This window comes from Nocardia speluncae NBRC 108251 (assembly GCF_001613245.1).
Taxonomy (GTDB): Bacteria; Actinomycetota; Actinomycetes; order Mycobacteriales; family Mycobacteriaceae; genus Nocardia; species Nocardia speluncae.
In genome coordinates this window covers 79565-103336 of sequence record NZ_BDBZ01000020.1, presented here as the reverse complement: position 1 = coordinate 103336, position 23772 = coordinate 79565, and the positions used below count along the sequence as shown (strand labels likewise).

The window sequence follows — 23772 nt, the reverse complement described above, 5'->3', positions numbered from 1 at the left end:
ACGGGATTCGTCATCAATTCGCGGTGAGCGTAACCCTGCATCCGAGGTGCGCGGCTCGCGACCATTGCGCCATGACAACCCAGCACACCTCCACCCGCAAGGCCGCCGTGATCGGCGCCGGTCAGGCCGGTGTCACCGCGGCGCTCGGACTACTCGACGCCGGATTCGTCGTCACCGTCTACAGCGAACGCGACCAGCGCGCACTTCGCGATTCCGTACCCGCCACCGGAACAGCACTGATCTTCGGTGAGGCCCAGGCCGCCGAAGAAGCGCTCGGTCTACCGACCTACCTCGATCGTGCGCCGCTGCACAGCGGCCTGACCATCCGGGTCGCGGGCGGTGGCGAGGAACTCATCGATTTCGACGGCGCCTTCGACGGCTTCCACGGACTCGCCGTCGACACCCGGCTGAAGGCCGACGAACGGCTCACCACATTCCTCGAACGGGGCGGCCGCTTCGTCGTCGATACGGTCACCCCGGAGCGGCTCGACCCCATCGCGGCCGATAACGACCTCACCCTCGTGGCGACCGGTCGCGCAGGACTGTCCGGCCTGTTCGACATCGACGAGACCCGCACCGTCTACGACGCGCCGCAGCGCAGCCTGCTGACAGTCACGGTTACGGGACTCGGGTACGACGAATCGGTGTTCGCGCACCGCAGCCCGGCGGGCGGCGGACGCAGTGGTTTCTCCATCGTGGCCGAGCAGGGCGAGGGCTGGTGGGGGCCGTACCTGCACAAGGATGCCGGTCCGAGCTGGGCGTTCCTCGGCTGGGCACGGCCGGGCAGCGATTGGGAGAAGCGGTTCGCGGCCGCCGACTCCGCGGAATCGGCGCACCGCATCGTCACCGACCTCTATCGCGACTATCTCGACTGGGACCTGCCCGAGGTCCTCGCCACCGAGGTGATCGCCGAGGACCCGCACTCCTGGCTGAAAGGCGCTGTCCGGCCGCTGTTCCGGCGCGGCGTCGGCCACACCGCGGGCGGGCATCCGGTCGCCGCGCTCGGCGACACCGCCGTCGCCTACGATCCGATCGCCGGGCAGGGCGCGCAGAGCGGCCTCATCCAGGCGCAACGCCTGGTCACCGCGGCCGCAGCGCACGACGGGCCGTTCGATACCGGGTGGATCACCGCGCAGTACGAAGCGTTCCTCGAGTTCCGCGCCGAAGACGCGGCCAAGGTCACCCGGCTGTTCCTCAGCGACCCCGAATTCGCCGAAATCGGCAACCAGTTCTTCGCCGCGGCCGCAGCCGATCCGCGGTTCGCCGCCGCGCTCGTGAGCACACTGCACCGCCCACAAGCGGCGCGCTCCGTGAATTCGGTGGCCGACGCGCAGGAACTCATCGCGGCGGTCACCGGCGAGGATGCTGCTACGGTTCTCGGCCGGTTCCGGCCCGCGGGACGGTTCAGCCGGTCGCAGTACAGTCCGGCCGCGACCACGGCGTGATCAGGGATCGCCGGACGGGCCGACGGTCGTGGTCGGCATGGTCGGCCGCCGGTGAGTAATGGATCGTCCGCTGGGCAGCGTTCGCCGCCGCTGCCCGGCGGGGCCGGGGCAATCCGAGCCCTGGTGTGAGGCGCGGTCGCGGCCGGTCGCAAATGAGGGATCCAGCGGGAGGCGGGGACGCCTGGAGCTGGGTGCGACCGGCCGCGCCGCGTGCGGACAGCGCAGGGGCACGACTGTCGTGGGAAAGGACGGGCCGGCCCGGGTCGAGCGGGTAGGAGAGAGTTGGGGGCGATACCCGATCGGGAAGCGACCGAAGCGGTACGCGGGTCTGCGCGGGATGTGATCCGGCAGATTCAAACCCTCGTACCCCCTGCACCGCGCTGGTGGACTGAGGTCGCGCCGGGGTACTGCACCCCGGCGTCCAGACCAGCCCACGGCCACCAGCGGGAGCAGCGATGTCCACCGAGAAGACCACCGATGAAATCCGGTTCGCCTACTGGGTGCCCAATGTCAGCGGCGGATTGGTGACCAGTGAGATCGAACAGCGCACCGGCTGGGATTTCGAATACAACAAGAAACTCGCGCAGACCGCTGAACGCAACGGGTTCGACTATGCGCTGTCCCAGGTCCGCTACACCGCCTCCTACGGTGCCGAGTACCAGCACGAGTCCACCTCGTTCAGCCTGGCGCTGCTGGGTGCCACCGAACGACTGAAGGTGATCGCGGCCGTGCACCCGGGGCTGTGGCATCCGGCGGTGCTCGCCAAATTCGGCGCCACCGCCGACCACCTGTCCGGCGGCCGGTTCGCGATCAATGTGGTGTCGGGCTGGTTCGCGGGGGAGTTCACCGCCCTGGGTGAGCCTTGGCTCGAACACGACGAACGGTATCGGCGCAGCGCAGAATTCCTCGAGGTGATCCGCAAGATCTGGACCGAGGACGAGGTGAACTACGGCGGCGACTTCTACCGCATTCGCGATTTCACCCTGAAACCGAAACCACTGAACACCCCCGAACGGCCGAATCCGGAACTGTTCCAAGGCGGTAACTCGTCCGCGGCCCGCCGCAACGGAGGCCGCTACGCCGACTGGTACTTCTCCAACGGCAAGGATTTCGACGGGGTCACCGAGCAGCTCGACGATCTACGCGCTGTCGCCCGCGTGCACGACCGGGACGTGAAGTTCGGGCTGAACGGTTTCATCATCGCCCGCGATACCGAGAAAGAGGCGCAGGACACCTTGCGCGAAATCATCGCCAAGGCGAACAAACCCGCCGTCGAAGGCTTCCGAAATGCAGTCCGGCAGGCAGGTGCCTCGACGCAGGACCAGAAGGGGATGTGGGCGGATTCGAGTTACGAGGATCTGGTCCAGTACAACGACGGCTTCCGCACCCGGCTGATCGGCACGCCGGAACAGATCGCCGAACGGATCGTCGCGTACCGCGACCTGGGTGTCGATCTCATCCTGGGCGGGTTCCTGCACTTCCAGGAGGAGATCGAATATTTCGGGGCGAAGGTACTGCCGCTCGTGCGGGAACTGGAGGCCGCGCGGCGCCCTGCCGCCGCGGCGAGCCGATGACCGCCGTCGGGGCTGCGCGGATAGTCTCCGCGGAGCAGGGCCGCGCGGTGGCCGCGGAGCTGGCTGCCGAATTCGCGGCCGACGCGGCGCAGCGCGATGCCACCCGCGGGTTGCCGTTCGCCGAATTGGAGCAGTTGGCCGCGAGCGGGCTGCTGGCGGTGACGGTACCGGCTGCGCTCGGTGGCGCGGATGTTCCCCCGAGCGAAGTCGCCGAATACGTGCGATTGCTCGCGACGGCCGACCCGAATATCGCGCAGATCCCGCACAGTCATTTCGTCTACGTGAACCTGCTGAAACTGGCAGGCACCGAAAAACAGCAGCGCCGGTATCTGACGGCGGTCCTGAACGGCGCGCGCATCGCCAACGCACAATCCGAGCGCGGCGGGGCCACAGTGGCGGATATCGCGACCACGGTGACGCCGATCGAGGCCGGGCAGCGGTTCCGGATCGACGGCACCAAGTACTACTGCACCGGATCGCTGTTCGCGGATATCCTGGCCGTCCTCGCCAGGCTCGACGATCCCGACGGCCGGACCGGTCTCCCGCCCGGACAGTATGTGGCCTTCCTGCCCGCCGATTCACCGGGTGTGCGGATAGTCGACGACTGGAACGGGTTGGGGCAGCGGACAACCGGCAGCGGAACAGTGCTGTTCGAGGGCGTAGCGGTGGAACGCGACCAGTTGGTGCCCCGCAGTGCCGCCGTGGACGCCCCGACCGCGTACGGCGCCTCCGCGCAACTCCTGCACGCGGCCATCGACACCGGTATCGCCCGGGGTGCGCTCACCGCCGCCACCGAATTCGTCCGGGAAAAGAGCCGGCCCTGGTTCGAAGCCCATGTGGAACGGGCGATCGACGACCCGCTGCTGATCCAGCGGTTCGGCGAACTCGGCGTCACCGTCGCGGCCGCCGAATCCGTGCTACGGACCGCTGGGATCGCGGTGGATACGGCGATCGGCGCGCCGGACCGGGTGGCGGACGCCTCGATTGCCGTCGCCACCGCCAAGATCCTCGCCGACCGTGCCGCCAACGAGATATCCGCCGCAGTGTTCGAGGTGAGCGGAACACGTAGTGCAGCAGCGGAACTGAATCTCAGCCATTTCTGGCGCAATGCCCGCACCCACACGTTGCACGACCCGGTCCGGTGGAAGTATCAGCACATCGGCCGTACCCTGCTGCACGGAACACCGCCACCGTTGCACCGCGTGCTCTGAACCATCTCGCCGTGGTCTGGCCGTGTGGGCCTCGACGGATTTCGAGAAGCCTCTGCGTTACGGCACAGTCCACTGACGCCGCACCCAGAGAGTTTCAAGCCTGTCCGAGACTTGTTCGGCGCCGGGCGGCAGCGCGATCGAGTGCGCAGCATCCCAAACTTTCGCCATCACCGAGCGGACTGTGTTCTGGGCGACTCGCGGCGCCAGCCCCCATGAGCGGGCTTCGGCCACGAGATCGGCTTCGTCGACAGTGTCGATGCCGGTGCGCCCGTTGATGACGTGGCCCGTGCCTCTGAATCGAGAATCCAGGTACATGACCGGGGCGGAGTCGTACAGCGGCGCCAACGACACTTCGCCGCGACGGCTCAGTAGCAGTGAATAGTTCTTCGAGTGGGCGTCACCATTGCCCACGATGACATTGAATGTTACCGCCGACAGCAGGTCGACGCGAAATGTTTGGGGGTCGATCGCGCGGTCGGCCGCCACTGAGGCGAGGCGGCGCAGCCTGGACCCGAGGCGCTCGTACTCGCTTGTGCTTTCGTATTTTGCGTCCGGGTCCAATCCGAGGGCCTGACAGAAATCTTCTTGATGCAGTCTTTCCCCATCGGAGGTCCGGTCGTAGCGGGCAACAACAAGAGCGCTACGCCCGTCGAAGATTTCGACTCTGGTCTGGGCGGCGCTGAGACCGGCAGCGTCAGCCACAGACATCGCCCAGTGCTCCGTCTGAATGAGATGCGGCATGGCGGCACCGCTCAACGGCTCGGGTTTGATGATGTGTGACGACACCGCGCCACCCGGCTCACTTCATCGGCGGTGAGCTCCCTGGCCGTCCCCGCTGACGGAACTTCGCCTTCGGGGAGGAACTGCACCGCACCCGCGCATTCGGCCCCTACTGCGCGCAGCAGCTCCAGTTTGTCGATGGCGGTAACGCCGAGATTCGCGGCGAGATGGCGGCGGAGGCTCCCTTCGGGGAGAAGTCCTTCCAGGAACGCGGCTACGGGTCGAGGACCCGTTCCCTTTGCATCGGTAACCGCCTTGGTGTCGAAGGGGAGCGCGAGAGAAAGCACTCGCGCCCCTGGACCGAAGACGTCCAGTGCTTCGTCGGTGAATTCGAGTTTGTATCGGTAGGTGCCCGGTTCAGTGAGGTGGGCTACGCGATGCCCATATAGCCAAACGGCCAGGCCGGGAGCTTTCTTTCGGGCCACCGGGTTACCTTCCCTCGACGGTGACCCGGCTGAACTTGGGTACGACCATGGTCTCGTAGCCGCACTCGGACAGCGCACGTATGGCGGTTTCCATACTGACCGCGCCTCCCCGTTCCAGCCGCGACACGGTCATTCTCGTGACGCCGAGCCGCTCGGCGAGGTCCGCTTGGTGTAGGCCTCGTCGCTCCCGTGCGCGTCGCACGGCTTGGCCGAACTCGACCGAGGTGACGGCTCGCATCTGATGCATATAGCGATCATAGCGCACAATTACTCAAATGATCGATATATCGATCATTTGCATAAAATGCTCATGAGATCGGTATATGCATCTCCATGATCGGATCAAAACAGCTTCTGCGCGCGGGTATCGCTCCGGGTTCGCTCATCGCCCGCCACCGCTGCACGGCGTGCTCTGAACCATCTCGCTGCCCTCGGCGGCGGTCCATGGTCATCGCCCGGCAGATCGCGGCGTAGGGGTACGGCCGGCATTCGGGCAGAAGGAGCAGGGCCGGCCGAAGTTCTCGTTCCACCAGGGATCGGCAGCGCGCTCGACCCGGGACGGATGCGGTTCCCGCAGCGCTGTCACCGCGAAACCGGCTCCGGTGAGAAGCTCGAAATACGTTTCCAGGGAGTAGAACTGCTGTACCGAGGATTTCAGGACTCGGGGCGAACTCGTGGAACCGGCACTTGCCGAATAGGCTTTTCGAGATCCGTTCGTCTCCGCCACGGCCACTCCCTGTCCGGTCCGCTGTGGACTCCCATTCTCGTCGCAATCCGGTTATCGGCGGGCCCGCCGGCGGATTCGGTCGGTAGTACTCCTGGAGGGATTCGAACCCCCAACCAACGGTTCCTGAAACCGCCGCCTCTGCCAATTGGGCTACAGGAGCGTGCCCTTCGCGCGATTCGAACGCGCAACTACCGGATTTTGAATCCGGTCCCTCTGCCATTTGGGGTAGAAGGGCTCCGGTCCGGCCGGATGGAATCGAACCACCGATGCCCGAAGGCAGGAGGGTTACAGCCTCCTTGCACGCCATGTGCTCAACCGGATAGTTGCGGTGATGGGATTCGAACCCACGGCCTGCGGGTTATGAGCCCGCCGCGCTGCCTGACTGCGCTACACCGCGTTGTTCCGGGACAACCCGGAATCTCATCGCCGAGTTTTCGGCGATATCGCATATCCGGCAGGAGTCGAACCCGCGGGCGTCGGTTTTGGAGACCGGGCCGTTACCGCTAACTCGGATATTCGCGGAGTTCTCGTCTCCGTGATGCTTCTATCGTCGCAGACGGGTCAACCGATTTAACGGAGAAGATTTCCGGAAAGAATGGTCGTGCGAATACGTTTCGCGATCCGGTAGCGGTTACTGCGCGGATGTCGCCGAACCGGCGCGCAGATCGGTGACGACAACGGGCACGATATCGAGCAGTTCGGGCCGGAACTCGCCGCTGATCGGGCTCACATTGCAGATCGTGGCCACCAGGTAGACCCCGCGCGGGATATCGGTGAACGAGCCGGTGACCTGCCCCGTGGCGGAGGCGAACTGGACGCGCGGGCCCGCGGTGACGGCGCCGTCGGCGATCAGGCGCTGCAACAGGGCGAAGGCGTCGGGTTCGCGGCCACTGAGGGTGTCGACGGCGGCGGGAGCGAGGATGGGCGCGGCGACGGCGGTGTTCACCAGGACGGTCGTGCATTCGCCGGGGATGACGGGGAAGGTATCGCGCCGGTTGGGGACGTTGGCGACGGTGTAGTCGACGGTGGTCCCCGAAACCGTCGCGGCGAGAGAGATCGCCGGCCGGACATCCTGGGCGGCGGCCGCGGCCGGGAAGATCGCGGCGAAAACGGCCAGCACGAAGGCAGCGACGGCCGCGCCGAGGCCGATACGGAAGAAGCTCGACCGCACCATGGATCTCTCCTCTTCGGTCAGGTGCGGCCAAAGATAGCAGAAAAATGCTGGTCAACGTGGTATTTGGGAAGGTTCGGCGCGAACGTAACGACCGGCTGCCGGGCCCGTTGTGTCCAGGGTCGACTGTGGGCCGGTCGGTAGCGCTGGCTGGGGCCCTGTACTCAGGGGCCGAGTAGTGCCAGCGGAACGACGGCAATGCCGTCCTGGCGGCGGTACGCTCGCTCGCCCGAATATATTACGAGTGCATCGATGAGATCACTTCCTAGTTTGTCTCTGAGCCAGGCGAGGTGTTTCGTATCTGCGTCGGCCACGCGATCCGCAAGCTTGACCTCGATCGCGAGTACGCGGCCGTCCGGGTGCTGAACGATCAAGTCGATCTCATGGTCGCCGTTACGTGTCCGCAGATGTCCGACCTGGGCTTCGGCGGCCTGGGCGTAGGTATGGACGCTCAGCGAGACCAAGTGCTCGAACAGGGCGCCGAGGATGGTTCCCTCGAAGAGTCGGCGTTGCCCCTGTTGTCCTCGGAGAAGCGCGGAAGCATCCAGTCCGAGCAGGCGCGCGGCGAGGGCCGGATCCGCGAGCTGATGTTTCGGGGAACGCCCCAATCGCTCCAAATGGTTTCGGCTCGGAATCCAAGCCGGGATCGCGTCGAGCAACCAGAGTGACGACAGCGCGTCCCGGTAGGCGAGGGTGGTTTCCTGAGCGGGTTTGTTCGGGAGCCCCGGAGTCGCTGCGTCGAGAATCTTCGAATATGCGGTCGTCGTGGAGGTAGCGGCCGCGTAGGCGCTGAGCCATGCGCGAAGGACCTCTGGTTTCCGAACGGGATAGCCCTGCTCGGGGAACTCGCGTTGCACGACGTTCGTCAGGTAGGCGTCCAGCTCGACGCGGCGTACTCGCGGTGGGAGCGTGCGGATCGCAGGAAATCCCGAGGCGGTGATTTCCTCCACGTAGTCGGCGAGTCTGATCCGGGTGGTTCCGCTGATACTTGCCTCACTCTCGAGGAGTGCCGCGAGACTGATGGTGGGTGCGTCAACCTCTCGTTCTGTCAGACTCAGCGGGCGCATCCGCATCGGGACGATGCGTCCGGCTCCCGAGTGGATCACGGCTCCCCTGGGGGCCGAACTTCCGGCGATGATGAAATGCCCCGGAGGGGACCCCGCATCCACGGCATGCCTTATGTGATCCCATACTTCGGGGAGCCGCTGCCATTCGTCGACCAGAACAGGGCCGGGGACTTCCTTCAGTATTGATGGATCGGCGGTGATGATCTCGCGTTGGCGGGCGAGGCTCAGGTCGATGACCGATTGTGCACGTTGGACAGCGGTCGCGGTCTTACCGACGCCTTTGGGGCCGAAGATCGCGAGGGCGCGGAGATGCGGTTGCAGTTCGTCCAGGCTCTTGTCGAGAATCCGGCGGCGGTATGCGGTCACGGCACTAGTCTACGGATCGCAGGAAATCTAGTCTGGTAATAGCAGGAACTCTAGTCTGCTGATAGCATGTGAGTCTGTCTCCCGTCAGCAGTGTTTCTCGACTGACGAACTCCTCGGATCCTGAATGCTCTGCTCGGCACAACCGCCGGATCGGCTAATCTGGCGGTGTGCTGAGTGGCCGCTACCTCGTCAATACCGTGGTGGCGTTTCTGCTGGTCTGGGGTGCCGCGTTCGGATCAGTGCTCACCCAGCCCGATACCCGGGCCCTGTTGCTGGCCGGTTTGCTCGTCGTCGTCACCGTCGCCGTGGCCTACCTCGTGGTGTCCCGGGCGGAGGATCTGCTGTTCGGGCAGTGCCGGACCGTGCGCGGGCCGACCGCCGAGGAGCAGCGGCTGCGTGGCACGTTCCGCCGGCAAAGCCACCCCGATGCGGCCGGTCGGCCGCGCCCCAGAGCTCCCGGCCCCCGTGCGGGGACCGTGCTGCCTGCCACTTTGTGAGCGGTCCCCGCTTCCTCGCCTGGTCATGTCTCACGAGGAAAACGGGAGTACCCCTGTGTCCGAACCTATTCTGCAAGTCTGTGCGGCCGAACGCCGCTTCGGTGAACTGACCGTCTTCCGGGATGTCGGCTTCGGTGTCGCCGCCGGTCGAAGCTGTGCGATCGTCGGTGCGAACGGCGCCGGTAAATCGACCCTGCTGCGCTGCGTACTCGGCCGGGACCGGCTCGATGCCGGCCGGATCACGATCGACGGCCGCGACGTCGACGAAGCACAGCCGCATTTCCGGAGCACCGTGGCCGCGGTGAGCGGCGACGACGCCACATTCGCCCATCTCACTGTTCATGAGCATCTGCAACTCGTCGCAATCGCGCACGGCACCGCCGAACCGCATCGGGTGGCGAGCCGGGCGCTGTCGGATGTGGGTTTGTCCGGCGCAGCCGACCAGCTGCCCGTCACACTGTCCAGTGGTCAGCGCCGGCGGCTGGCGCTGGCTTCGGCGTTCGTGCGGCCGCGGCGGTTGCTGGTGCTCGACGAACCCGAGCAGCATCTGGACCGTGCGGGCCGCGCCTGGCTGGCGCACGCCCTCATCGCGGAGAAGGAATCGGATACGGCGATCCTGCTGGTCTCGCACGACCCGGATCTGGTGGCGGCGGTCGCCGACGATGTCGTGGACGGTGACCTGTGGCGCTGACGGAAACCACACCCGCCGTTCCGGCGGCACGCGAAATACTCTCCCTGCGGCGCAATTTCACACGAAATCACACCGTGCGGGAGAACCGGGCCGGCAGCCTGGTGCTGTTGGTACTCGGTGCCTATATCGGCGGCGGCATCCTCTGGTGGGCCGCGACCCGGCCCGCCGTCGTCGGTTCGGTCCTGTTCACCGCGGGACCGAGTGGGGCCGCTACCGGCGCGTGGGCGTTGTTCGCTCTGGCAGTCGGCGGTGGGCTGCTGCTCGCGCCGGCGTTCGGGCCGGTCGGCGCGAACGCTGCGGACACTCAGTGGTTGCTGTCCACGCCGGTGGACCGGGGCAGGTTGCTGCGAGTCCGTGTCGGTGCGGCATTCGCTGCCGGTATGGCCGCAGGAACTGTTGTCGGGCGTCTCGCGGCGTATATCTCCGGTGCGAGCCCGTGGGGGCCGCTGACCGTCCTGGGATCACTGGGTGGTGTGGTCGTCGTCGCCGTCGCGGTCCTCGTCCAGTCCCACAGACTGTCCGGCCCGGTTCTTCCGCTGCTCCGCCGGAGTTTCGTCCTGGCCGGGCTCGGTCTGACCCTGGCGGCGGCGGTGCGGTGGGAACTTCCGGTACTCACCGCATGGCCGGTGGTGTTCGGCGCGGCGGCCCCGGTGGCGGCTCTCGCGATATGGGCTGCCGCGAGCTGCCGGTTTCTCAGCCGCGCGGACCTGTCTTCCGGAAGTGATCTCTCCTCCGGAGCGCAGGCATCCTTGACCAGCTTGGATCTCTCGATGCTCGCCGGGATCCTGGAGGAACGGGCGTGGCGGCGGGTCGGCCGGTCTGTGTCCCGGCAGTTGCCGGACGGGCGTGCCGCCGCACTGCTGTGGGCGGATCTGCTACGGCACCGCCGTCGTCCCTCCGCTTACGTGGTCGTGGCGGCGGTGGTGGCGGCCGTGTGGTTCGCGACCGTCGTCGGCACCCCGCTGCTCGTCGCGTTCACCGGACTCGGTGGTTCGTTCTGGATTGCGATGTTGTTCAGCGCGGGCCTGCGCGATATCTGCGGCGATCCGGCACTGCGCGTGCTCCTGGGAGCCGGTGATCATGCGCTGCGGCGGCCGATGCTCATCCTCCCGGTCGTGGTGCTCGGCCTCACCGCCGCTCTCACCGTCGCCGCCACCGGCCCGGCCGCGACGGCGATCAGTACGGCCGCGGCGGCCCTGGCGGCATACCGGATCCGGACACGTCCGGCCCTGTCGTACGAAGGCCTGCTGCTGGTCACGAAAAGTGGACTGCTGCCGGTCGACCTCATCCGCCAGTTGATCCGCGGACTACCGATTCTCGCGGTTGCCGGGGTGCTGCTGGTTCAGGTGATGTGAGCGCGCGGACCGACTCTGCGAACTGGATTCGAATGGTGATCTGGAGATACCGGCTCTGATAGGGCACATCGAAGACCGACGAAGGCGTGGCCGGGGAGCAGGAGACTGCCGAGCTGCTGGGGTGGCGTGAACTCATTTCGGGCATGTGTCGTATTCGCTGCGCAACTGCTGTTGCAGGGCGATGGCTTCGGGGGTGTAGTAGTCCTGCGGGTTCTCCTCGCCGAAAGTATCGACGTAGTCGCAGCCTGCGACATGGATGGAGCCTTTGAACTCGAGATCGGGCCTCGGCCGGGTGGGGTATTCCCATCGCAGCAGGAGCGGGTGGGCCGCAGTGGCGGCGGTGTTTTCGATCAGTACGGAGAGGTCGTCGTGGGCCTGCGGGGGACTCCATGTGTAGACAAGCATTTCGTCTATGTGTCCACCGGATAGGGCGACCTTGCCGACCTTCAATTGTGACCGTTCCACACTTTCGCGGGCGCGGGCCTCGTCGGCGGGGCTGAGCGGGAGGTCGATCTGCCATCGGGTTGGGAGGTTCCGAGCTCGGAGATCAGGGAAAGAATCGTTGGACGGAAGTTCAACCGGTTGAAGCGGCGGTGTGCCGCCCGTGGTGGCGAGTACTCGAACCGGCCTGTCGCCGAGTACGGAACGGACGGCCTGGAATACCGACTCGTCGGTGGCGTCACCGACGTCCAGTTCGGCCTGAGAATGGGACCGTTTCCAGCTGACGAGCCGCGGTGTCGGCATCGCCGCGCCGATCTGCCAGAGGGTCCGCAGGTCGGTTGAGATGGATTCGTGCGACAGGTTGTCCGTATTCCGCGTACCGGTGTGGTGTTCGAAAAACCCGCCGGCTACTTGGAGGCGCATATCGCGGTTGTGCCCGGGGAAGTCCGTCCGGTAACTGTGGGCGATCCGTTGTGCGACAGCTTCGGTCTGCTCTGGGGATGCGTCCTTGTGCATCTTCACCCTGAGCGATACGAGAACACCGGCCGTGAAATCGTTGCTGTAGATATTGCTCACGTCGTAAACCCCGGGCATCGTCTCCACTGCCTCGGTGAGTTCGCGGGCTTCGCTCTCGCGGTCCGGGGTGAGCGTGCATCCGCCGAGCGCCGTCACGGCGGCCGAGGCGACAACCCCGGCAACCGCGGAGCGCATGGCGGTCCGCCGCACTGCCTTCGCTTTCCGTGCCGGTATCGCACGCTTCATCCAGTTCATACATTGAGCATCGCGCCGGTTGCGCTGCGGCGAATCGGTGGAAAGCAGCACAGTGGGTCGGTAGAACTACTCGAGTGTCCGGCGATACGAGCGGACGCGCGAGACAGTCTCTTCGAGTGAAAGGGCCTCTTCGCGAATCGTTTGCGAAGAGGCCGCACCACTATCGAGCACAGAACGGCAACCGAGGGAGTGCTCAGATTCCGTCGGGTGTGCTGCCTTGGATAGTTGCGGTGAAGGCATCCCACTCCGACGGTGTGAAGACCAGGGCCGGGCCGGTCGGGTTCTTCGAGTCACGGACGCCGACCAGTCCGCCGTCGAGGAAAGCGGCCTCCACACAGTCCTTGCCAGCTGATGTTCGGCTCGAGGTGAACCACTTGGCCGCGGACAGGTCGATGGTCATGCGCTGTACTCCCTGGCTGCTATCTGCCTTATCAGGCTCTTGCTGGCTGCAACGTCGAGCGATGATTGCCGGATGACGTCGTATCCCTGACGATACCGGGCCACATCCTTGGTACGTTCCAGATATATGTCACCCGCGAAGGACTCGATGTAGACGACCGTGGGCGATTTCTCTCGCCCTTTGGCGTCCTGGCCGAATTCCAGGATCGTGAACGGGCCGTTCGCGATGCCGGTGGGAGATCCTGCTGTAAATGGGAGCACGGATACCGTCACATTGGCGGGCATATTTGCCAGGTGGTTCAACTGCGCCCGCATTACCTTCGTTCCACCGATCACCGTGCGTAGGACCGATTCGTGGACCACCAGGTCCACGGTGGCAGGCTTGGTCTTGCGGGTGATCAGCGCTTGACGCCTTTTCTTGAATTGGATGCGTCGGTCCCGCATCTCCTCGGTTTCATCCGGCAGGTGGGCGCGTTCGAGAGCGCGTGCATAGTCCGGAGCCTGGAACAGGCCGGACACCAAGTCCGGACGGTAGATGGTCAGCTGTTTGGCTGAGGACTCGAGTCCCACGTACATATTGAACCCGCGAAACACGACATCGTCGAACTCGTGCCACCAGTTCTTGACCGCCGCCTGTTTCGCCAGGCCGACCAGCCCCGCAACTACTCCGGGATCGTCGATACCGTAGATGCGGCAGAGTGCTTCTACATCGGGTACTCGTATCCCGGTCAGCCCGCGCTCGGCACGGGACAACGTACTGACCGAAACCTGCAATATCGGTGCGACATCTTCGAGGTTCATATTCACCGCCTCGCGGGCTTCCCGGAGGTATCGCCCGAGTTGGCGGCGGGGCAGAGTGGTCGAATTGTCTTCGGGCAAGGGTTTCCTCGCTTTGCATCCGGTGTGATGGTCGTTTGCACTCGGCAAGAGCTTCGGCACGCCTGTGACAACCGCTCTGGCCTTTCGGAATAGCTTCTGTGCAAATGCAGATCGCGCTTGTGCGAGCTTGTTGTCCAGTGATGTGCTGGGTTTACCCGACAGCCGGGAACCTCGGATCAACAAGCCGCCCAGAAGATCCCCATCCCAGGTGCGACTGATCCGAGACCTTACCGCGAAAAACCAGGAGTCACGCGGAAACGGCGATGTACTGCTCCGGCTGCCGGGCCTGCCGTCCGTATCGCTCGGCCCCGGAGCCGAGATGACGGCACTCGATGTAGCGGCCCGCTCCAGCACACCATTCCATTGCCGAAAGCCGAGTACTCCGATGACAGAGATACCCGCCCTGCCGTTCAGAGCCCCGGGGAGCCGGGCCATGGCCGCGACGTTGCGGCTGTTGCACTCCGGGAAGCCCTGGGTCACCGATGATCCGAAGATTCTGCGGCAGATCGCAGACCGCCTTCGAGCGCTCGACTATCCCACACCGCATTGCGGAAAAGAGGCGCCGCTCGGCGGGTATGCGCACGCACACCAGGTGATGGCCGTGCACGCCGCCCATCGCTGTCCGCGCTACGAAGCGGCGCTCGAGTACACGGCGAAGGCACGGCCGTGACCGAGGGGCGACCCGCCGGCCGACGGGCGATTGTGCTGCGCCGGTCCGACTACAACGGCACCGAACTGGAACGGATCGTCCGGGCGAATACCCTCGAGATCGTGTACACCGTGGTCACCGACACAGGACCGCGGCTCGGGGTACTCATCGCGGTACAGCATGTGCTGGAGCACGGGACCGAGGTCATTGTGGTCCCACACCTCACGCTCGAAGAGGTACGGCGTGAACGGACGTGGCATACGCTGACCGCGCTCGCGGATCTGGTAACAGCCAGCGGCGTTGTTCCGCGCGGTGCGTACGCTGTTCCCCGCCCTGACCGCGGCAGTGGATGAACGTCTCCCGCGTGGATACAGGTGCCGTAGGCGGCTGCTGTCCCCGGCGAAGTGCACTGCTGCCGGTCGGCCTGTCCCGCCCTCGATCTCTGGGCTATCGCAGCTCGGCATCGCGGTGTGCTGCTGTTCCAGGGTGCTGCCACGGCGTGCCGGGTGCCTCCAGGTCACGATCGCAGGTTCGCGAGCCAATCGGAGAACACGGTGAAATCGTCCGGCTTCAATCCCGTGCGGGCGTCCACCCGGTGGAGGAGTGCGGCAGCGCGGTCATGGCGCTGTAGGCGAAACCGGCACCACGGCTCATGATGGTGGCCCCAACCGTCCGGCCCCAGGATTCGCCCATCATCAGCACCGGCGCCGGGTCCGTGGTGTGCCGCACGCTATCTGGAGCAGGGTCATCTGTCACTCCCAAGCATGGGGACTCCGGTTACCGGGGTTAGTCTGCGGCTGTTTCTCAACTCGTTCGAAAGGCGAGCAATGCTCTCGAATTATTTCGTCAAGGCCGTCGTCGCTTCCGCGCTGCCACTCATCGCCAGTGCTGCTGTTGCGGGTAGTGCGTCGGCCGCCGCCGATCCGGCGGCGCACCCGCAAGCCGCCGTCCCCATTGCCGGCATTCCGCTGGAGGCCCCGCAGGACACCACCGACCCGGGCGCACAGTACCCCGATCCCGTGCTGAACGGTGCGGCGCTGGGCGCCGGAATCGGCTCGGCGGTCGGTTCGGCCACCGGGTCGGGCGGCCCGATTCTCGGCGGCCTCATCGGTGCGCTGGTCGGCGTCGTGAACCCGGGCGTGGTGCCGCAGGTACTTCCCTGACAAAGCTGGAAATACCCGCTCACCACGTCGAAAACACGGGTGAGCGGGTACTTGCCGAGGCGATGAGACCGGTGCCGCGATCACCGGGCCGTGGCTGCGGTGACCGTGCGTGCGGGTCAGGTCAGGCGTTCGAAAACCGCCGCCAACCCCTGACCGCCGCCGATGCACATGGTTTCCAGGCCGTAGCGGCCCTCGCGGCGGTCGAGTTCGCGGAGCAGGGTGGCGAGGATACGGGCACCGGTGGCGCCGACCGGGTGGCCGAGCGAGATACCGGAACCGTTCGGGTTGAGGCGTTCGTCGTCGGGTTCGACCTTCCAGGTGCGCAGGACGGCGAGGGCCTGGGCGGCGAAGGCTTCGTTGAGTTCGATGACCGACATATCGTCGAGCGTCAAACCCAGTCGGGCGAGGGCTTTTTCGGTGGCGGGGACCGGGCCGATGCCCATGGTGCGGGGCGCGACCCCGGCGACCGCCCAGGAGGCGAGGCGGGCCAATGGGCGCAGGCCGAGTGCGCGGGCTTTCTCCGGAGTGGTGACGATGCAGAGGGCGGCGCCGTCGTTCTGTCCGCTGGCGTTTCCGGCAGTGACGGTGGCGTCCGGATCGGCCTTGCCGCGGATCGGGCGGAGCTTCGCGAGGGCTTCGACGGTGGTATCGGCGCGGGGATGTTCGTCGGCGGCGACGAGCATCGGATCCGATTTCCGTTGTGGAACAGGGACTCCGACGATCTCCGCGGCGAAGCGGCCGGACTGCTGGGCGGCGACCGCGCGCTGATGCGACTGCACTGCGAGAGCGTCCTGATCGGCGCGGCTGATCGCGAATTCGGCGCGCAGGTTCTCGGCGGTTTCGATCATGCCGCCGGGGACCGGGAAATTCTTACCGCCGGCGGTGACGCGGGCGCGGGCCAGCCGGTCGTCGAGGGAGATACTCTCGCCCTTCACCCCCCAGCGCATACCGGTGGCGTAGAACTCGGCCCGGCTCATGGATTCGGCGCCACCGGCCAGGATCAGATCGCTACCACCGGTGGTCACCTGCATACATGCCTGGAGCACGGCCTGTAGTCCGGAGCCGCAGCGGCGGTCCACCTGCAAGCCGGGGACGTCCACGCCGAGACCGGCGTCGAGGGCAGCGACTCGGCCGAGCGCCGGCGCGTCACCGTTGGGGGAGGCCTGGCCCAGGATGACATCGTCGATCTGGTCGGCGGGCAGGCCGGTGCGGTCGAGCAATTCGGTGATCAAGGTCGCGGCCAGAGTTTCCGGCGCGAGATCTTTGAACACTCCACCGAATCGGCCGACCGGGGTGCGCAGCGGTTCGCAGATGACAGCGTCGATCATGGGATTCCTTCGCGGGAGTTTTCAGGCGTGGTTCTGGACGCGGGCGAGGTCGGCGCTGATGGCCGAGGCGGTGGACAGCAGCGGCGGCAACAGGTCGGTGCGCACGCTGTCGGCGGTGTAGCGGGCTGCGTGGGTGGAGATGTTCACGGCGGCGCAGACCGCACCGGTGTGGTCGCGGATCGGGGCGGCCATCGACCGCAGGCCCTGTTCGAGTTCCTGGTCGACCAGGCAGTAACCGGCCTCCCGGGTCTTACCTACTTGCTCGCGGAGTTGGTCGGCACTGAGAACGGTGCGGTCGGTGAGCGGGGTGAAGGTGACCTTCGCCAGGTATTCCTCGAACGCCTGCTCCGGCATGCCTGCCAGCAGGACCCGGCCCATCGAGGTGCTGAAGGCCGGGAAGCGGGTGCCGATGGTGATCGATACGGTCATGATCCGGCTGACGGGTACGCGGGCGACGTAGACGATGTCTTCGCCGTCGAGGATGGATACCGAGGTCGATTCGTGCACCTGATTCGCCAGTGATTCCAGATGCGGGCCCGCGACCTCGGGCAGGCTCAGGCTGGACAAGTAGCTGTAGCCGAGTTCCAGCACGCGCGGGGTGAGCCAGAACTGGGAGCCGTCGGTGCGCACATAGCCGAGTTCCACCAGGGTCAGCAGGAAACGGCGGGCGGTCGCGCGGGTGAGGTCGGTGGCCCTGGCGACCTCGCTGAGGGTGCGCCGCGGATGGCCGGCATCGAAGGAACGGATCACGGCCAGGCCGCGGCCCAGCGACTGCACGTAATCCGGGGAGGGTTCGGTCATGATCGTGGTGTTTCCTCTGCGCTCGCGGACCCGGCCGGCTCGGGCCCGGTGCCCTCGGTGAGCAGGCCCTCGGCGAGCGCCGCCTTACCGAGTCCGAAGGCGAGGTTACTGTTCGGCACGCCCGCGTAGACGGCGGTGTGCAGGAAGACCTCGGCGAGTTCGTCCGGATCGAGCCCGGCCCGCAGCGCCGCGCGGATGTGCATATCCAGTTCGTGGGTGTTGCCGATGGCGGTGAGGATCGCGAGGGTCAGCAGGCGCCGGGTGTGGTGGTCCAGGCCGGGACGGCTCCAGATATCGCCCCAGGCGGTGCGGGTGATGAAATCCTGGAAGGGGGCGGTGAATTCGGTGGTGCCGGCGACGGCACGGTCGACGTGGGCGTCGCCCAATACCGCCCGGCGCACCCCCATCCCCTGGTCGAAGGCGTGATTGCGTTCGTGGTGGCCGCCGATGTGCGCAGTGATGAGCGAGGTCACCGGTCCGGCCTGTTCGACACTGGCCAGATGGGCGGCCGGTTCCAGGATGTGCAGGGTGGAGTTCGCGATGCCGTCGGCGAGGATACGCATATCGCCGGGTGTGGTGGCCGGGTCCTGGGCGCCGGCGATCACCAGGGTGGGGGCGGTGATCCGGGCGAGGTCGGCGCGGCTGTCGAAATGGGCCAGCGCGACGCAGCAGGCGGCGTACCCCTCGTCGGCGGTCGTCTCGACCATGCTGCGGCTGTGAGCGATCAGTTCGGGGTCGCGGTCGGCGAGTCCGGCGGTGAACCACCGGCCGACCACGGCTTCGGCAATGGACGCTGTGCCGTCGGCACGTACCGCGGCGGCCCGGTCGAGCCAGCTCTGCGGGGTGCCGAATTTCGCGGCGGTGCACAGCAGCGTGAGTGTCCGGACCCGGGCCGGATGATGGGCCGCGATCCATTGGGCGACCGCGCCGCCCAGGGAAAGCCCGACCAGGTGGACACGGTCGCGGCCCCGGCCGTCCAGCAGCGCGAGGACGTCGGCAGACAGGTCTGCGATGGTGTAATCGCCTGCACCGGTAGGGGATTCGCCGTGGCCACGGAGGTCGACGGCGAGAACCTCGTGGTCGGCGGAGAGTGCGGCCACCTGTGGATCCCACATCGACCGATTCGAGCCGAGCGAGCCGAGGAATACGACGGTCGACGCCGCGGTCTCGGGTCCGGTGGCTCGGTAGGAGAGCTCGACGGCCGAGATCGAATCCGCTGCGTGTGCGCCCATTTCAGTTGCTCCGTTCGGGTTGCGAAAAGTGTTTTGCATCAAGTGTTCTCGGCCGCTTCGCGGGATTTTCCGCCGCCGCGCAAGGCGCGGGGCCCGGCTGTAGGCCGGGGGCCGGGCCTCGTGGGTGTGGCACCGAAGTTGTTCCGGCACAACTGCCGGCACACCGGTGGCAACCGGGGATGCAGAGCACGTGGAGCAGGAGGCTGGAGTCCTGTCTGCCGTTCGCCGGTGACGGTGATCTCGCCAGGGTGAGAATCTGGGTATGCGGTCGTGCGATGTTCGCGCAATAGGCGGCCGGCCCGGCTTCCGGAGCGCGGAGCGGGGCAGCGGGTGCGCTGGTTCGTCCGATCGGTCGTGTGGGGTCGACCCTGCGGTTCGCAGCCCGGCCCGGCCCCCGTTCGGTATCGGTGCAGGCACTCGATGCTGCAGGTACGAACTGGTCCGGATAGCTCGCCGGGTTCCGTGTGCGGACCGTCGCCTTCTGTAGCGGCCGCCCCACTGTGCCGCGGGTCCAGGGGCGGCGCGGGTTTCGCCGACGGGCGTTGCGTTCGGTGCGCACCGGTGTCACCGGGGTTCCGCACGGGTGCCGTCGCGTTCGGTGAGCACCCGTGTCACCAGATCGGCCGCGTGTCCCAGGTAGCCGGAAGGATCCAGAAGTTCACGAACCCGTTGCGCCCCAAGGTATTCGATGATCGTGGGGTCGGAATCCAGGGCGGGCGGGTTCGCGGTCGCTGCCGCGGTGACGATATCGCGGGCGCGATCGGTGTGCTCGGAGAGCGCCGCGGTGACCCGCTCGGCGAGCAGCAGGCCGCCGGTGACCGCGAGATTACGGGCCATGGCCTCCGGGTGGACGTGCAGACCGGTCAGGCTCTGCGCCAGCCGGTGAGCGCCACCACCGGTCAGCCGGAGCAGATCGGTGACGGTTTCCCATTCGGCATGCCAGGCGCCGGCGGCGCGCTGAAGTTCGTGGTCCATCGCGCCGAGTGCGTCCGCGACCAGGCCGGGGACGCGGCGGGCGGCTGCGCGGGCGGTGATGGCGGCGACCGGGTTGCGTTTGTGTGGCATCGCGGAGGACCCGCCGGGGGAGTCCTCGCTGACCTCACCGATCTCGGTGGCGGACAGCGCCACGATATCCGTGGCGATCTTGGCGACCGCGCCCGCGGCCACACCGAGTGCGGTGGCGAGTTCGGCGATCGGGGTGCGGTCGGTATGCCACGGAATACCCTGCGCCGCCAGCCCGAGTTCCGCGGCCAGGACATCGGCGACGGCCAGGCCGTTCGGGTACAGGGCGGCGAGTGTGCCTGCGGCCCCGCCGAACTGGACCGGCAGATCGGCGAGTGCGGCGGTGACCGCTCCGGCGGCCCGGTCCAGGGCTTTGCACCAACCGGCTGCCAGCGCACCGAAAGTGGTGGGCAGGGCCTGCTGGCCGAGGGTGCGGGCGGCCATGGGGGTGTCGCGGTGGTCGCGGGCCAGCCCGGCGGCGGCGTCGGCGGCAAAGCGGAGGTCGTCGACGATCAGTGTCCCGGCGCGCTGGGTCAGCAATATCAGTGCGTTGTCGAGAATGTCCTGGCTCGTTGCGCCTTTGTGGACGGCGGATCCGGGAACCCCGGCCGGTGCGCAGACTTCCCGCAATCTGCGTACCAGCGGGATCACCGGGTTACCGCCGGCCACCGCGGCCGCGCCGAGTTCCGCCGGATCGAGTGTGGCGGCCAGCTCCGGCCCGGCTGCGGCGATGGTTGCGGCGTGCCCCTCATCGAGCACGCCGATCACCGCCTGGGCGCGGGCGAGTGCACATTCCACCTCGATCAGGGCGGCGATCCAGGCGCGGTCCGATAGTGCCGCGCCGAGCTCGGCGGCACCGAACAGCGGGTCGAACAGCTCTCCACGCGGCACGCGTACTCCTACAGGTAGAAGAACGGCGTCTCGGCGCCGTCCGGGTCGGCGTCCTGCAGCACGATATCGAGGTGATAGCCCTCCTCGGTGGTGGCGGCAATCAGCTTGTGCCGCTGGTTCTCCGGAAGCGCGGATAATACCGGATCGGTAGCGTTGGCGGCCTGCTCGTCGGGGAAGTAGAGGCGGGTGATCGATCGGTCGAGCATGCCGCGGGCGAAGACCGAGACATTCAGGTGCGGTGCCTGATCGGACCCGTCGCCGACGGTGATCGCACCGGGTTTGACGGTGGTGAACCGAGCGGTTCCGGTGGCGTCGAGCGGGCACCGCCCGAAGCCACGGAATGCCGGATCGGTCTGCGGGCGCGGATCGTCCGGATGCTCGAATACGCCGTCGCGGTTGGCCTGCCAGATTTCGATCAGGCCGTCGGGGACGGTGTTGCGGCCCCCGTCGATAACTGTCACCGTGACGGTTATCGCTCCCTCGGTTCCCGGTGCGACCACATCGGATCCATCGGGCCAGGGAAGTCCGATATGGAGGTAGGGGCCCACGGTCTGCGACGGGGTCGGGCCGAATTCGACCGTGGTGAAATCACCGGGGATCACGGGGTAGCGGGGCGCGAATTCGGTATCACTCATCGTGATCGTCCTCCTCTTCGAAGGGGGTCGCGTCGCGACCGCGCAATACGATGTCGAACCGGAAGCCCAGGGCCCAATTGTCTTTGGTGGCGTTGTAGTCGAACACGCTGACCATGCGCTGGCGGGCGCCGTCGGGAACCGAATTGTAGATCGGGTCCTGGAAGAACATCGGGTCGTCCGGAAAGTACATCTGGGTGACCAGGCGCTGGGGGAAGGCACGCCCGAACAGCGAGAAATGGATATGCGCGGGCCGCCAGGCATTGTGGTGATTGCCCCAGGGGTAGGCGCCGGGCTTGATCGTGGTGAACGAGTAGTGGCCGTCGCTGTCGGTGAGGACTCGGCCGACACCGTCGAAATGCGGGTCCAGCGGTGCGGGCCACTGATCGCCCTGGTGGCGGTAGCGGCCGCCGGCATTGGCTTGCCAGACCTCGACGAGCGTGTCGGGTACGGGTTTGTGGTCGCTGTCGAGGACGCGGCCGTGGACGATGATCCGCTGCCCCTGTGCTTCCCCGCCGCGGGCCAGGGTGAGATCGGCGTCGGCCTCGGTGACCCGGCCTTCGCCGAGCACCGGGCCGGTGAGCTCGCCGAGTCGTTGCGGGAGCAGGATCAGCGGTTGTTTCGGGTGGCGGAGGGTGGTGGAGCGGTATTCGGCGAAGTCGAGCGGAGCTTCCTCGTTCTTGTCGATACCGCGGTACCGCGGTGGCAGTTGGAGCATGCGCGCGACCTCGCGTTCGGGATGTGGACACTGCTACGGATTGCGAACAGCATAGGACGCGGCGTCGGCCGAGGCAATCACTGTTCAATGCGTTCACTATACGCACATGAGTTCACAATACGTACAGATGCGGTTACTGTGGAGCGCGTGATGGACAAAGTCTTTGCCTCAGCCGCCGAAGCGGTCGCCGATATCCCCGACGGTTCATCACTGGCCGTCGGCGGATTCGGGCTGGTCGGCATCCCCGAAGCGCTGATCAACGCGCTGCTCGAACAAGGCGCCACGGACCTGGAGGTCGTCAGCAACAACTGCGGAACCAACGGGTTCGGCCTCGGTGTACTGCTGGCCGCCCACCGGATCCGCCGCACGATCAGCTCCTACGTCGGTGCCAACGAGGAGTTCGCACGCCAGTACCTATCCGGTGAGCTGGAAGTGGAGCTGACCCCGCAGGGCACCCTCGCCGAACGGATGCGCGCCGGTGGCGCCGGAATCCCGGCGTTCTTCACCCCGGCAGGTGTGGGCACCCAGGTCGCCGAGGGCGGGCTGCCGCTGCGCTACGACGGGGCGGGCGGGGTCGCGGTGGCCAGTCCACCGAAGGAAACCCGCGAATTCGACGGGGTCACCTATGTGCTGGAACGCGGGATCGTCACCGATTACGCCCTGGTTCACGCCTGGAAAGGCGACCGGTACGGCAACCTCGTCTATCGCGCCAGCGCCCGCAACTTCAATCCGCCCGCCGCCGCGGCGGGCCGGATCACCATCGCCCAGGTCGAACATCTGGTGGAACCCGGCGAACTCGACCCCGACCAGGTGCACACCCCCGGCATCCAGGTCCAGCGGGTCGTCCAGGTCGGCAAGGTCGACGTAGGAATCGAGAACAGGACGGTGCGCGCATGAAACTGACCCGCGAACAGATGGCGGCCCGCGTCGCCGCGGAACTCGCCGACGGCCAATACGTCAACCTCGGTATCGGCATGCCGACCCTGGTGCCCAACTATCTGCCCGACGACATCACCGTCGTCCTGCATTCGGAGAACGGTGTCCTCGGTGTCGGGCCGTACCCGACCGAGGACGAACTCGATCCCGAACTGATCAATGCGGGCAAGGAAACCATCACCGTGCTGCCCGGTGCCTCCTTCTTCGATTCGGCGGCGTCGTTCGGCATGATCCGCGGCGGACAGGTCGATGTGGCCGTTCTCGGCGCGATGCAGGTCAGCGCCCGCGGTGACCTCGCCAACTGGATGATTCCCGGCAAGATGGTCAAGGGGATGGGCGGGGCGATGGATCTGGTGCACGGTGCGCGCCGGGTGATCGTGATGATGGAACACGTCTCACGTTCGGGTGAGCCGAAGATCGTCGAAGAATGCGCGCTGCCGCTCACGGGGCTGGGTTGCGTGAACCGGATCATTACCGATATCGCCGTCCTCGACGTGACCGAGAACGGGCTGGTACTGGTGGAAACCGCGCCGGGCGTCACCGTTGCCGAGGTGCGGGCGGCCACCGGTGCGGATATCGAGGTCGCCGCGCAACTGTCGGCGCGAGTGGGCTGAGGGCGCG

At 66.6% G+C, this 23772-nt stretch carries 26 protein-coding genes and 4 tRNA genes; 11 read left to right on the top strand and 19 right to left on the bottom strand.

Going from position 1 to position 23772, the window contains the following annotated elements; all coding sequences use genetic code 11:
* The first annotated feature begins 71 nt into the window (after positions 1 to 71).
* The 3 genes from NS6_RS19450 (at position 72) to NS6_RS19440 (ending at position 4230) form a co-directional block, all read left to right on the top strand.
* Positions 72 to 1445 (top strand): styrene monooxygenase/indole monooxygenase family protein, encoded by a 1374-nt coding sequence (locus NS6_RS19450; RefSeq protein ID WP_068043733.1) that lies wholly within the window; start codon positions 72 to 74, stop codon positions 1443 to 1445.
* Positions 1446 to 1900: 455 nt separating this feature from the next.
* Positions 1901 to 3019, top strand: a complete 1119-nt coding sequence (gene sfnG / locus NS6_RS19445) for a dimethylsulfone monooxygenase SfnG (RefSeq protein ID WP_068043731.1) — start codon at positions 1901 to 1903, stop codon at positions 3017 to 3019.
* Positions 3016 to 4230, top strand: a complete 1215-nt coding sequence (locus tag NS6_RS19440; protein WP_068043730.1) for an SfnB family sulfur acquisition oxidoreductase — start codon at positions 3016 to 3018, stop codon at positions 4228 to 4230. Before sfnG ends, NS6_RS19440 begins: the two co-directional genes overlap by 4 nt.
* A gap of 57 nt (positions 4231 to 4287) precedes the next feature.
* On the opposite strand, the gene NS6_RS35945 is transcribed toward NS6_RS19440, so the two are convergent.
* The 9 genes from NS6_RS35945 to NS6_RS19395 form a co-directional block, all read right to left on the bottom strand.
* Positions 4288 to 5016, bottom strand: a complete 729-nt coding sequence (locus tag NS6_RS35945; RefSeq protein WP_068043728.1) for a type II toxin-antitoxin system HipA family toxin — start codon at positions 5014 to 5016, stop codon at positions 4288 to 4290.
* Entirely contained in the window at positions 4983 to 5435 is a 453-nt protein-coding gene (locus tag NS6_RS35940; protein WP_245669415.1) for a HipA N-terminal domain-containing protein, read from the bottom strand. Before NS6_RS35940 ends, NS6_RS35945 begins: the two co-directional genes overlap by 34 nt.
* Before the next feature lie 4 nt (positions 5436 to 5439).
* Positions 5440 to 5682 carry a helix-turn-helix transcriptional regulator gene (locus tag NS6_RS19425; RefSeq protein WP_068043945.1) on the bottom strand — a complete coding sequence of 81 codons (243 nt, stop codon included), beginning with the start codon at positions 5680 to 5682 and terminating at the stop codon, positions 5440 to 5442.
* 566 nt (positions 5683 to 6248) lie between these two features.
* Positions 6249 to 6322, bottom strand: a tRNA-Leu gene (locus NS6_RS19415).
* A 1-nt stretch (position 6323) separates the two neighbouring features.
* Positions 6324 to 6397, bottom strand: a tRNA-Leu gene (locus NS6_RS19410).
* 88 nt (positions 6398 to 6485) lie between these two features.
* Positions 6486 to 6559: transfer RNA gene (locus NS6_RS19405), tRNA-Met, on the bottom strand.
* A 49-nt stretch (positions 6560 to 6608) separates the two neighbouring features.
* Positions 6609 to 6678, bottom strand: a tRNA-Trp gene (locus NS6_RS34850).
* A 115-nt stretch (positions 6679 to 6793) separates the two neighbouring features.
* Positions 6794 to 7336, bottom strand: a complete 543-nt coding sequence (locus tag NS6_RS19400; RefSeq protein WP_068043723.1) for a hypothetical protein — start codon at positions 7334 to 7336, stop codon at positions 6794 to 6796.
* Between the two features lie 161 nt (positions 7337 to 7497).
* On the bottom strand, positions 7498 to 8766 hold the full coding sequence (locus tag NS6_RS19395; RefSeq protein ID WP_068043721.1) for an ATP-binding protein: 1269 nt from the start codon (positions 8764 to 8766) through the stop codon (positions 7498 to 7500).
* 167 nt (positions 8767 to 8933) lie between these two features.
* On the opposite strand from NS6_RS19395, the gene NS6_RS19390 reads away from it, so the two are divergent.
* The 3 genes from NS6_RS19390 to NS6_RS19380 are packed head-to-tail and all read left to right on the top strand — an operon-like array spanning position 8934 to position 11309.
* Positions 8934 to 9263 (top strand): DUF6412 domain-containing protein, encoded by a 330-nt coding sequence (locus NS6_RS19390; RefSeq protein WP_068043719.1) that lies wholly within the window; start codon positions 8934 to 8936, stop codon positions 9261 to 9263.
* 55 nt (positions 9264 to 9318) lie between these two features.
* Complete coding sequence (locus NS6_RS19385; protein ID WP_245669414.1) at positions 9319 to 9954, top strand: ABC transporter ATP-binding protein; 636 nt, start codon at positions 9319 to 9321, stop codon at positions 9952 to 9954.
* Positions 9945 to 11309 (top strand): DUF6297 family protein, encoded by a 1365-nt coding sequence (locus tag NS6_RS19380; RefSeq protein WP_068043714.1) that lies wholly within the window; start codon positions 9945 to 9947, stop codon positions 11307 to 11309. The genes NS6_RS19385 and NS6_RS19380 overlap by 10 nt, the downstream gene beginning before the upstream one ends.
* A gap of 132 nt (positions 11310 to 11441) precedes the next feature.
* On the opposite strand, the gene NS6_RS19375 is transcribed toward NS6_RS19380, so the two are convergent.
* The 3 genes from NS6_RS19375 to NS6_RS35935 form a co-directional block, all read right to left on the bottom strand.
* The gene (locus NS6_RS19375; RefSeq protein ID WP_157112838.1) at positions 11442 to 12521 is read right to left on the bottom strand and encodes a hypothetical protein; all 1080 of its coding nucleotides are present in this window, start codon (positions 12519 to 12521) and stop codon (positions 11442 to 11444) included.
* A 193-nt stretch (positions 12522 to 12714) separates the two neighbouring features.
* Complete coding sequence (locus NS6_RS19370) at positions 12715 to 12921, bottom strand: DUF397 domain-containing protein (protein WP_068043711.1); 207 nt, start codon at positions 12919 to 12921, stop codon at positions 12715 to 12717.
* Positions 12918 to 13799: a helix-turn-helix domain-containing protein gene (locus NS6_RS35935; RefSeq protein WP_068043710.1), complete on the bottom strand. Its 882-nt coding sequence runs from the start codon at positions 13797 to 13799 to the stop codon at positions 12918 to 12920. Before NS6_RS35935 ends, NS6_RS19370 begins: the two co-directional genes overlap by 4 nt.
* A 385-nt stretch (positions 13800 to 14184) precedes the next feature.
* Between NS6_RS35935 and NS6_RS34070 the strand changes: the two genes are divergently transcribed.
* Positions 14185 to 14469: a hypothetical protein gene (locus NS6_RS34070; protein WP_168443460.1), complete on the top strand. Its 285-nt coding sequence runs from the start codon at positions 14185 to 14187 to the stop codon at positions 14467 to 14469.
* Positions 14466 to 14801, top strand: a complete 336-nt coding sequence (locus tag NS6_RS19355; protein WP_068043706.1) for a hypothetical protein — start codon at positions 14466 to 14468, stop codon at positions 14799 to 14801. The genes NS6_RS34070 and NS6_RS19355 overlap by 4 nt, the downstream gene beginning before the upstream one ends.
* Positions 14802 to 15018: 217 nt before the next feature.
* Here the strand turns inward: NS6_RS19355 and NS6_RS34845 are convergent, their stop codons facing one another.
* Positions 15019 to 15177 (bottom strand): hypothetical protein, encoded by a 159-nt coding sequence (locus tag NS6_RS34845; protein WP_157112837.1) that lies wholly within the window; start codon positions 15175 to 15177, stop codon positions 15019 to 15021.
* A 98-nt stretch (positions 15178 to 15275) separates the two neighbouring features.
* On the opposite strand from NS6_RS34845, the gene NS6_RS19350 reads away from it, so the two are divergent.
* A complete protein-coding gene (locus tag NS6_RS19350; RefSeq protein ID WP_068043704.1) occupies positions 15276 to 15611 on the top strand; it encodes a hypothetical protein in 336 nt (111 codons plus the stop codon).
* Positions 15612 to 15727: 116 nt separating this feature from the next.
* Here NS6_RS19350 and NS6_RS19345 read toward each other — a convergent pair whose 3' ends face one another.
* The 6 genes from NS6_RS19345 to pcaH form a co-directional block, all read right to left on the bottom strand.
* Complete coding sequence (locus NS6_RS19345; RefSeq protein ID WP_068043702.1) at positions 15728 to 16939, bottom strand: acetyl-CoA C-acetyltransferase; 1212 nt, start codon at positions 16937 to 16939, stop codon at positions 15728 to 15730.
* Positions 16940 to 16960: 21 nt separating this feature from the next.
* The gene (locus tag NS6_RS19340; RefSeq protein WP_068043700.1) at positions 16961 to 17740 is read right to left on the bottom strand and encodes an IclR family transcriptional regulator; all 780 of its coding nucleotides are present in this window, start codon (positions 17738 to 17740) and stop codon (positions 16961 to 16963) included.
* Positions 17737 to 18972 (bottom strand): bifunctional 3-oxoadipate enol-lactonase/4-carboxymuconolactone decarboxylase PcaDC, encoded by a 1236-nt coding sequence (gene pcaDC / locus NS6_RS19335; protein ID WP_068043698.1) that lies wholly within the window; start codon positions 18970 to 18972, stop codon positions 17737 to 17739. The genes NS6_RS19340 and pcaDC overlap by 4 nt, the downstream gene beginning before the upstream one ends.
* Positions 18973 to 19536: 564 nt before the next feature.
* Positions 19537 to 20865 carry a lyase family protein gene (locus NS6_RS19330; RefSeq protein WP_068043697.1) on the bottom strand — a complete coding sequence of 443 codons (1329 nt, stop codon included), beginning with the start codon at positions 20863 to 20865 and terminating at the stop codon, positions 19537 to 19539.
* A gap of 8 nt (positions 20866 to 20873) precedes the next feature.
* Positions 20874 to 21500: a protocatechuate 3,4-dioxygenase subunit alpha gene (gene pcaG / locus NS6_RS19325; protein ID WP_068043695.1), complete on the bottom strand. Its 627-nt coding sequence runs from the start codon at positions 21498 to 21500 to the stop codon at positions 20874 to 20876.
* Positions 21493 to 22215 carry a protocatechuate 3,4-dioxygenase subunit beta gene (pcaH, locus tag NS6_RS19320; protein ID WP_068043693.1) on the bottom strand — a complete coding sequence of 241 codons (723 nt, stop codon included), beginning with the start codon at positions 22213 to 22215 and terminating at the stop codon, positions 21493 to 21495. Before pcaH ends, pcaG begins: the two co-directional genes overlap by 8 nt.
* A 150-nt stretch (positions 22216 to 22365) precedes the next feature.
* Here pcaH and NS6_RS19315 point away from each other — a divergent pair, with 150 nt between their 5' ends.
* Together NS6_RS19315 and NS6_RS19310 are read left to right on the top strand one after the other, a co-directional pair.
* Positions 22366 to 23112, top strand: a complete 747-nt coding sequence (locus NS6_RS19315) for a CoA transferase subunit A (protein ID WP_068043691.1) — start codon at positions 22366 to 22368, stop codon at positions 23110 to 23112.
* The gene (locus tag NS6_RS19310) at positions 23109 to 23765 is read left to right on the top strand and encodes a CoA transferase subunit B (RefSeq protein WP_068043689.1); all 657 of its coding nucleotides are present in this window, start codon (positions 23109 to 23111) and stop codon (positions 23763 to 23765) included. Before NS6_RS19315 ends, NS6_RS19310 begins: the two co-directional genes overlap by 4 nt.
* The last annotated feature ends 7 nt before the right edge of the window (positions 23766 to 23772 follow it).